General features: G+C 68.4%; 10 protein-coding genes and 1 pseudogene. 9 read left to right on the forward strand and 2 right to left on the reverse strand.

The window, feature by feature from the left end:
• Positions 1–190, reverse strand: a pseudogene (locus tag C447_RS07295) (cytochrome c oxidase subunit II); the annotation flags it as partial.
• Positions 191–302: 112 nt separating this feature from the next.
• On the opposite strand from C447_RS07295, the gene C447_RS07300 reads away from it, so the two are divergent.
• The 6 genes from C447_RS07300 (at position 303) to C447_RS07325 (ending at position 5,853) form a co-directional block, all read left to right on the forward strand.
• Positions 303–1,751, forward strand: a complete 1,449-nt coding sequence (locus C447_RS07300) for a heme o synthase (RefSeq protein WP_007692436.1) — start codon at positions 303–305, stop codon at positions 1,749–1,751.
• Complete coding sequence (locus C447_RS07305) at positions 1,748–2,422, forward strand: DUF7546 family protein (protein WP_007692438.1); 675 nt, start codon at positions 1,748–1,750, stop codon at positions 2,420–2,422. The genes C447_RS07300 and C447_RS07305 overlap by 4 nt, the downstream gene beginning before the upstream one ends.
• A gap of 39 nt (positions 2,423–2,461) precedes the next feature.
• Positions 2,462–2,695 (forward strand): SelT/SelW/SelH family protein, encoded by a 234-nt coding sequence (locus C447_RS07310; RefSeq protein WP_007692440.1) that lies wholly within the window; start codon positions 2,462–2,464, stop codon positions 2,693–2,695.
• Between the two features lie 75 nt (positions 2,696–2,770).
• Complete coding sequence (locus tag C447_RS07315) at positions 2,771–3,715, forward strand: ABC transporter ATP-binding protein (protein WP_007692442.1); 945 nt, start codon at positions 2,771–2,773, stop codon at positions 3,713–3,715.
• Positions 3,712–4,458 carry an ABC transporter permease gene (locus C447_RS07320; RefSeq protein ID WP_007692443.1) on the forward strand — a complete coding sequence of 249 codons (747 nt, stop codon included), beginning with the start codon at positions 3,712–3,714 and terminating at the stop codon, positions 4,456–4,458. The genes C447_RS07315 and C447_RS07320 overlap by 4 nt, the downstream gene beginning before the upstream one ends.
• Positions 4,459–4,578: 120 nt before the next feature.
• Positions 4,579–5,853, forward strand: coding sequence for an FAD-dependent monooxygenase (locus tag C447_RS07325; RefSeq protein WP_007692445.1), 1,275 nt, complete (start codon positions 4,579–4,581; stop codon positions 5,851–5,853).
• 12 nt (positions 5,854–5,865) lie between these two features.
• Here the strand turns inward: C447_RS07325 and C447_RS07330 are convergent, their stop codons facing one another.
• Entirely contained in the window at positions 5,866–6,474 is a 609-nt protein-coding gene (locus tag C447_RS07330; RefSeq protein ID WP_007692447.1) for a DUF420 domain-containing protein, read from the reverse strand.
• 199 nt (positions 6,475–6,673) lie between these two features.
• Between C447_RS07330 and C447_RS07335 the strand changes: the two genes are divergently transcribed.
• The 3 genes from C447_RS07335 to meaB form a co-directional block, all read left to right on the forward strand.
• The gene (locus tag C447_RS07335) at positions 6,674–7,066 is read left to right on the forward strand and encodes a hypothetical protein (RefSeq protein WP_007692449.1); all 393 of its coding nucleotides are present in this window, start codon (positions 6,674–6,676) and stop codon (positions 7,064–7,066) included.
• Positions 7,067–7,126: 60 nt separating this feature from the next.
• Positions 7,127–7,543, forward strand: a complete 417-nt coding sequence (locus C447_RS07340) for a cobalamin B12-binding domain-containing protein (protein ID WP_007692451.1) — start codon at positions 7,127–7,129, stop codon at positions 7,541–7,543.
• Positions 7,540–8,169, forward strand: a 630-nt coding sequence (gene meaB / locus C447_RS07345; protein WP_007692453.1) for a methylmalonyl Co-A mutase-associated GTPase MeaB, incomplete at its 3' end; no start/stop codon positions are given. The genes C447_RS07340 and meaB, both read left to right, overlap by 4 nt.

The raw sequence follows: 8,169 nt of genomic DNA on the forward strand, positions 1-8,169 counted from the left end.
AGAGATGTGTATAAGAGACAGGGATGCCCTCGACCAGGACCGTGATCGGGACCGCCACCCAGAGGAGCTTCTCGTTGAGACCGCTGATGAGCCCCTCGTTGACCGAGGACTGTGCCAACACCGGCTCGGTCGCGGCGAGAAGAAGCGCGACGGCGAGGGCGGCACAGAGCCCGATACGCTTTCGGTTCATCTATCGTTGCCTCCGATTGTGGGGCATAAATACCTGCTGACTCCCCGTCCGGTGGCCGAAAGCGCGGAGCCTAAGTACGGCCGCAGCGAACCCCGGATCGACCCATTCCATCGTGACTCTCGACAGCTCTACCGGCCGCGAACGGGTGACGACGTTGCTCGCCCTCGCCGTCATCGGCGTCTATCTCCTCATCGTCATCGGCGCGACGACGGCGCTCACCAACGCCGCCGGGGCGTGTTCGACGTGGCCGGCCTGCGGTACGAACCTCGACGACACCCAGCTCTTGATCGCGTGGGGCCACCGGATCGCCGCCCTCGTGGTCGGGCTGGTAGTGCTCGCGGCGGTCGTCGCCGCGTGGCGCTCCGAGGTCCCCGGTCGGGCGAAGGCCGCGCTCGTGGTGCCGCTCGTCGGCTACCCGGTCCAGATCGGCATCGGCGGGCTCGCCGCCACCACCACCCTCGGCTGGATCACGAACCTCCACCTCCTGTTCGGGATGGCTATCTTCGCCGCCCTCGTCGCCGCGCTCGCGTGGACCCTCGAAACCATCCCCGAGCGCTCGCCGGTCGATTCGTCCACCGCGGAAACCCCGGCAACCGCCGAACCCGCCACCGAACCGCCCGCGACGGCCGCCGAACCGACCCCCTCACCCGAGACCGCCGCTGCCACCGATACGACGGCCCGAGCGGGACGGCTCTCGCGACTCAAGACGCTCGCAGGGGCGTACTTCCAGTTGATGAAGCCACGGCTGATGTGGCTGCTGTGTCTCGTCGCGGCCGCCGGGATGGCGCTCGCGGCGGGGCCCGCGCTCGACGCCCGCACCGTCGTCTCGGTGTTGCTCGGCGGCGTGCTCGCGATCGGCGCGAGCGGCACGTTCAACCACGTCCTCGAACGCGACATCGACCGCCGGATGAACCGAACCGCCGACCGGCCGCTCGCCACCGACGAGGTGGGGGTCCGCAACGCCACCGTCTTCGGCGTGCTCCTCGCGGTCGCCTCGCTCGCGGTCTTCTCGACGGTGAACCTCCTCGCCGCCGCGCTCGGGCTGTGTGCGATCCTCTTCTACAGCGTGGTCTACACCCTCGTGCTCAAGCCCAACACGGTTCAGAACACGGTCCTCGGGGGAGCCGCGGGCGCGCTGCCGGCGCTCATCGGCTGGGTCGGCGTCACCGGGAAGATCGGCGTGCCGGGCCTCGCGCTCGCGGGCGTGATATTCCTCTGGACCCCGGCGCACTTCTACAACCTCGCGCTGGCCTACAAGGACGACTACGAGCGGGCCGACTTCCCGATGATGCCCGTCGTGCGCGGCGACCGCCTCACCCGCAAGCACATCGTCTGGTATCTCGCGGCCACCCTGCTCGGCGCGAGCGTGCTGTCGGCCGTCACCTCGCTCGGCTGGCTCTACGCGGGCGTGACGGTGGCCTTCGGCGGGCTCTTCCTCTGGGCGGTGGTCGGCCTCCACCGCGAACAAACCGAGAAAGCCGCCTTCCGGGCGTTCCACGCCTCGAACGCCTACCTCGGCGCACTGCTGTTCGCCATCGTGATCGACGCCATCCTGTTATGAGTCACTCCCCGTTAACCCGCGAGCGCCTCGCCCGATTCCGCCCCGAGCGGAGCACGCTCCTCTGGGGCGCGGCGATACTCAACGCCGAACTCCTCGCGGTCCTGCTCTACATGGCACAGCCGTCGGTCACGCCGACCGCGCTCCAGTACTACGCCTACCCGTTCGTCTGGATCAACGTCGGGCTCTGGGCGATCTGGCGAACCCGCCCGCGGTCGGCGGGCCGCCGTCGAAAGCTCCTCGTCGGGGGGCTCGCCGTGGCCTACTTCGCGGTGCTCGCCTACGCCGGCGGGCTCGTCGGCCCGGGGATGGGTTCGATGGCGACCGGGATCCGGCTCGCACCCCTCCCGCCTGGACTCGGCCCCGCGCTGGTCTACAGCGGGGCGTCCGTCCAGTTCGCGCTGTTGCCCTACAAGGTCGTGGGCTACGTCGCGCTCGCGTACCTCGTCTACGCGACCGCCCTCGACGTCTCGGGGTCGGCCGTCTCGGGCATTCTGGGGCTCTTCTCGTGTGTGAGCTGTACCTGGCCCGTCATCGCCTCGGTCGTGAGCGGCGTCGCGGGAAGCTCGTCGGCGCTCGCGGGGGCGGCGCTCACGAGCTCCTACGGGCTCTCGACCGTCGTGTTCGTCGTCACCGTCGGCCTGCTCTACTGGCGGCCGTTCGGGGACCGGTAGCGACGACAGGGCTAACCCCGGGGCGCTTCGAGGGTCCTCATGACCGACGTCGAGATCGAATACTGTGTCCCGTGTGGCTTCCTCGACCGTGCCGAAGCGATCCAGCACGCCCTCCTCACGAGCTTCGGCGACGACCTCGACCGAGTGGCACTCGTCACCGGCGACCACGGCGTGCTCGAAGTCCGCGTCGACGGTCAGGTGGTCTTCGAAAAGGAGGAGGACGAGTACGACGTCGACGGCATCGTCCGCGAGGTTCGTGGCTACCTCGACTGAGCACGACCGGTCGGAAAACCGACACTCCGTCGGCGGAACGCAACCGCTTAACCCACAGCAGAATTCGGCTCCGACATGCCAGCGGCTCTCATCGCCGACGGCGTTCGTCGGGAGTACGGCGATACCGTGGCGCTCGATGGGGTCTCGCTCTCCATCGATGCCGGCGAGGTGTTCGCGCTCGTCGGGCCGAACGGCGCGGGCAAGACCACCCTGGTTCGTGCCCTGACCGGCACGACCGACGTCGACGGCGACGTCTCGGTGTTCGGCGAGCCACCGACCGAGGTGGCGCGGGCACGGCTCGGGGTGCTCCCGCAGGACTTCTCGCCGGCCGACCGCCTCACCGCGCGCGAACTGATCACTTACTACGCGGGCCTCTACGACGACCCGCGCGACGTCGAGACGGTGCTCGACGAGATGGGGCTCGCCGACACCGCCGATACACGGTACGGCAACCTCTCGGGCGGCCAGCAGCGCCGGACCTGCGTCGGCGCGACGCTGGTGAACGACCCCGACCTGCTGGTGCTCGACGAGCCGACCACCGGGATCGACCCCGCGGGTCGACGCGCCCTCTGGGAACTCCTCGAAGGGCTCGCTGCGGGCGGCACCACCATCCTCCTCACCACCCACTACATGGCCGAGGCCGAGCGCCTCGCCGATCGGGTGGGGCTTCTCGCCGACGGGCAGGTGGCGGCGGTCGGGACACCCGGTGAACTCGTCGGCGAGTACGGCGGGGAGACGCGACTCGAGATCGAGACCGATGCCGAGCCCGCGGCTCTAGCGTCGACCGACCATCGCGTCGACTCGCGCGGCGGACTGCTGGTCGTCGAGGACGTCTCGGCCACCGATATCAGCGCGGTGGTGGCCGAACTCGACCGGAACGGGGTCGCCTACGGCGAGCTCGCGTGGCGTCAGCCCGACCTGGAGGACGTCTACCTCGCCGTCACGGGCCAGGCGGTCGGCGGCGGCGGTGACCCGGTCGAAGAGCCGGCCAGGGACCCCGAAACGGGGGTGGCCCGGTGACCGCCACCGGCCGGGTGCGCGCGGAGTTCGTCGCCGCCGGCAAGTCGTTCCTCCGGCGGCGGACTGCGGTCTTTTTCACCTTCTTCTTCCCCGTCCTCCTGATCGTGATCTTCGGCGTGCTCGTCGGAACCCAACCGACGGGTGGTGGATTGTTCTCGAAAGCACCGGGCTACTACGTCCCGGCGTACCTCGCGGTGGTGGTGTTGTTGACGCCGCTCTCGCGGGTCGGGAGCACGGTCGCGCGGTTCCGCGACGGCAGTCGGTTCGAAAAGCTCGCCACGACACCGCTGAGTCGCCCCGAGTGGCTGCTGGCGCACACCCTCGTCAACGTCGCCGTGATCGGTCTCGCGAGCCTGATCATCCTCGTGCTCGTGGTGTTCGTGACGGGCGCGGAGATCGCGCTCTCGGTGATGGTGATCCCGTTCGTCGCGGTGGCGGTCGCGCTGTTCTGTGGCCTCGGCGCGCTGATCGGCAGCCTCTCGGGGTCGACCGACGGCGTGGTGGCCGCGAGCAACGCCATCGGCCTCCCGCTCCTCTTCCTCTCGGAGACGTTCGTCACCCCGGACCTCCTCCCCGGCTGGTTCCGGCCGGTCATGAACCTCTCCCCACTGACGTACTTCGCACGTGGCGTGCGGAACTTGACCTTCTTCGGCGGGCCGTGGACGTTCGACTTCGTGGTGCTCTGCGCCGTCGCGGTCGTCGTCTTCGCGCTCGGGGCCTACGCCCTCCCGGAGACCGACTGAGATTTCCTCCTACTAGTGCGTCCCCATCGATTGGCCGACGAGCGAGCCGAAATCGACTGCGAGGAACTCCCCCTCGTGAACCGCAAGTAACGCTAAGCCGATCCCCGACGTAGTAACGGTGTGAGCGGGGCGCACGAACGCGAGGTAGACGTGACGGTGGTCGGCGCGGGACCGGGCGGTGCGGTGCTGAGCTACCTCCTCGCACGTAGCGGCGTCGAGACGCTCCTCTTGGAGCGCCACTCGGACCTCGACCGGGAGTTCCGTGGCTTCGGGTTCCAGCCCGACGCGCTCCGGCTGCTCGACGAGATGGACCTCCTCGAACCGATACTCGACCTCGACCACCGGGAGGTCAGGGTTGGCGAGGTCTCGGTCTACGACCGCTCCTACGAGGTCTTCGACTTCGAGGATGTTCCTGGGCCCTACGACTTCGCGCTCCTGATGGAACAGCCGCCGTTGCTCGAAACGGTCATCGAGGCGGCGGACGCGTTCGAGAGCTTCACCTACCGACCGCACACGCCGGTTCGCGACCTCGTTCGCGAGGGCGGGCGGGTCGTCGGCGTCCGCGCGCTCGACCATGACACCGGCGAGGAGTTCGTTGTGCGGAGCCGGCTGGTCGTCGGTGCCGACGGTCGTTTCTCGACGGTCCGCGCGGCGGCCGACATCGACCCCGGCCTCCTCGATTCGAACATCGAACTCCTCTGGTTCAAACTCCCCGATACCGTCGCTCGGGGTGCCGCCCAGTCCCGGCTCAACGAACACGGCCTCCTGCTCTACTTCGGCGTCGGCGGCGGCGAGGTCCAACTGGGCTGGTTCATCGAGAAGGGAACCTATCCGGACCTGAGAGCCGAGGGTATCGAGGCGTTCCGCCGGCGGCTCGTCGCGGTCGACCCGAGCCTCGACGCCGTCTTTCCGGATGCGCTCCCGAGCTTCGAGGCGTGTTCGCTCCTCCACATCGAACCGGGGCTCTCGGAGCGATGGGTCGAGGATGGGCTGCTCCTGCTCGGCGACGCCGCCCACGTCGCCTCGCCGATCGGTGCCCAGGGCAACGCGCTGGCGATCCAGGACGCCGTGGTCGCCCACGCGGTCGTCGCCGAGGCGCTCGACCGCGGCGATGGGCCGCTCTCGGCGGGGACCCTCCGGCGGTACGAGCAGCGGCGGCGGCCCGCGGTCGAACGCGTGTTACGTGGGCAGCGACTCGCCGAACGCGGGCTGTCGTTGATCGTGCGGCGCAGCGACGGGCTTCCCGATGTGGTCACGCGCTCGCTCCTGCGAACGCTGTTCGCGGTTCCCGCGCGGGTCCCGATAGCTCGGCTTCCGTTCGGGCGGCGGTTGCTTACGCGGGCGCTGTTCGGTCCAGAGCCGGTGCACGTCGACAGGACGCGGTTTCGAGAGTGATGGGTCGACGGACTACCTCGGGACCCAGCTGTAGACGTGATTCAGCAGGAAGTAGGTCACGACACCCAGAAAGAGGCTCAGCGACCACGAAGCCACCGCGATCCGACCGACGCGGGCGTGGGCGGTCTCCTCGATCTCGCTCGGGGTGTGGGTGAGGCCGATCACGACGGGGTAGATCACGACCGGGACGGCGACCGCCGAGAGGAGGATGTGGATCGCGAGCATCACGAGGTAGGCTGGCCTGACGATCCCCGCGTAGGCGGCGAGGAACTGCCCCTGCTCGATGACGATCTCCTTTTCGAAGCCACCGCCGACCTTCCAGAGGTAGAGCACGAGGAAGACCATGATCAGCCCGAACGCGGTCAGCATCGCGGCGCGGTGTTTTCTGACCTGGCCGGTGCGGATGAAGTAGAAGCCGACGAGTAGCGTGGTGAGCGCACAGGTGTTGATGACCGCGATGAGGTCGGAGAACAGGAGGACGGTGTCGCTGCCGATCGGCGGAAAGAGGTTCACGATGCCGGCGAACGTCCCGAGAACGAGGACGTAGCCGACGACCGAGAGCACCGCGGTGGTGAGGAGCGGGTGTGACTTCACCGGCCCCTGCGTGCTGACGGTTGCCATAACCGGCGCTCGGGCCCTCGTGCCAATGCCTCTTCTGGTTCCCGCCTCCCGTCTCGCGATCTCCCTCCGGCTCCTGGACTAATTTTTCGGAGAATAAACGAAGAAAATATTTATCGGCGACCGATCCACCCGGGATACGGTTCGGTCGCTCCTCCACAGCTCGCTGCTCCAACGGTACTCCCGGCTTCGGTTCACGCTCATGCTGCTCGGGGTCTGTGTCCTGCTCGCTAGCCTCCCGGCCTGGCTCGGAGCCGCCGACTTCGATCACCATTTCTCGTACAACCACCGGATCCAGGACCCGACCTTCGAGCAGGAGCGCGAGACCACGCCGTACGACCAGCTCTCGACCGAGGAGAAGCAGTACGTCGACGCCGCCATCGACGGGCGGAGCTTCGACTTCGAGGACGACTCCCGGGAGATGCCGTCGGTCGTCGAACGCGGCGGCACCGACTACGCCCTCGATTCAGCCCGGTCGGTCGACTGGCTGAACCCCGGGAGCTTCGGCCCGGTTCTCGGCGGTATCGCGGGGTTCTGGCTCGTGTTCGAAGCGGTCCAACACGAGCGCGCCCACCTCGGCCCGCACGGGGTCTGACCGGTTATCGATCCCGAAGCATCGATACACACAAACCAGCGGCAGTCGTAGCGGGTCGGTATGAGTGCAGAGCAGGCCCAGCGCCCGATCCGATGTCTCGTCGCTAAAGTGGGGCTGGACGGCCACGACCGTGGGGCCCACGTCATCGCGCGCGCGTTCCGGGACGCGGGCTTCGAGGTGGTCTACTCCGGACTTCACCGCTCGCCCGACGAGGTCGTGCAGGCCGCCGTCCAGGAGGACGTCGACGTCCTCGGGATCTCGATCCTCTCGGGGGCGCACAACACGCTGGTACCGAAGATACTGGAGGGGCTCGACGACTATGGGGCCCTCGACGATACCCTCGTGATCGTCGGCGGGATCGTCCCCGACAAGGACAAAGGGGAACTCAGGGACCAGGGGGTCTCGGCGATCTTCGGGCCGGGCGCGTCGATGGCCGAAACCATCGCGTTCGTCCGCGAGAACGCCCCCGAGCGATGACCGACGACGACCTCCTCGCGCGCCTGCTCGACGGCGACCACCGTGCGCTCGCGCGGGCCATCACCACCATCGAGAACCGTGCGCCAGGCCACCGCGACCTCGTCTCGGGCCTCTACGACCACACCGGCAACGCCGAGGTCATCGGCATCACCGGCAGCCCCGGCGCGGGCAAATCAACCCTCGTGGACAAGGTGGCGAAGACGTACCGCGACCGGGGCCTCACCGTCGGGATCATCGGCATCGACCCCTCCTCGCCGTTCACGGGCGGCGCGGTGCTCGGCGACCGGATCCGGATGGCTTCGAACATCGGCGACATGGACGTCTTCTTCCGGTCGATGAGCGCGCGCGGGAGCCTGGGCGGGGTCTCCATCGCCACCGCCGACGCCGTGAAGGCCCTCGACGCGTTCGGCAAGGACCGGATCATCGTCGAGACCGTCGGCGCGGGCCAGAACGAGGTCGACATCATCAAGACCGCCGACACGGTGACGGTACTGCTCCAGCCGGGCAGCGGCGACGACGTCCAGATGCTCAAGGCCGGGATCCTCGAGATCGCCGACGTGTTCGTGGTCAACAAGGCCGACCTCGACGGCGCGAACAGGACGGTCCAGGAGCTGTCTCTTATACAC

It is taken from the genome of Halococcus hamelinensis 100A6 (assembly GCF_000336675.1).
In the GTDB taxonomy this organism is placed as follows: domain Archaea; phylum Halobacteriota; class Halobacteria; order Halobacteriales; family Halococcaceae; genus Halococcus; species Halococcus hamelinensis.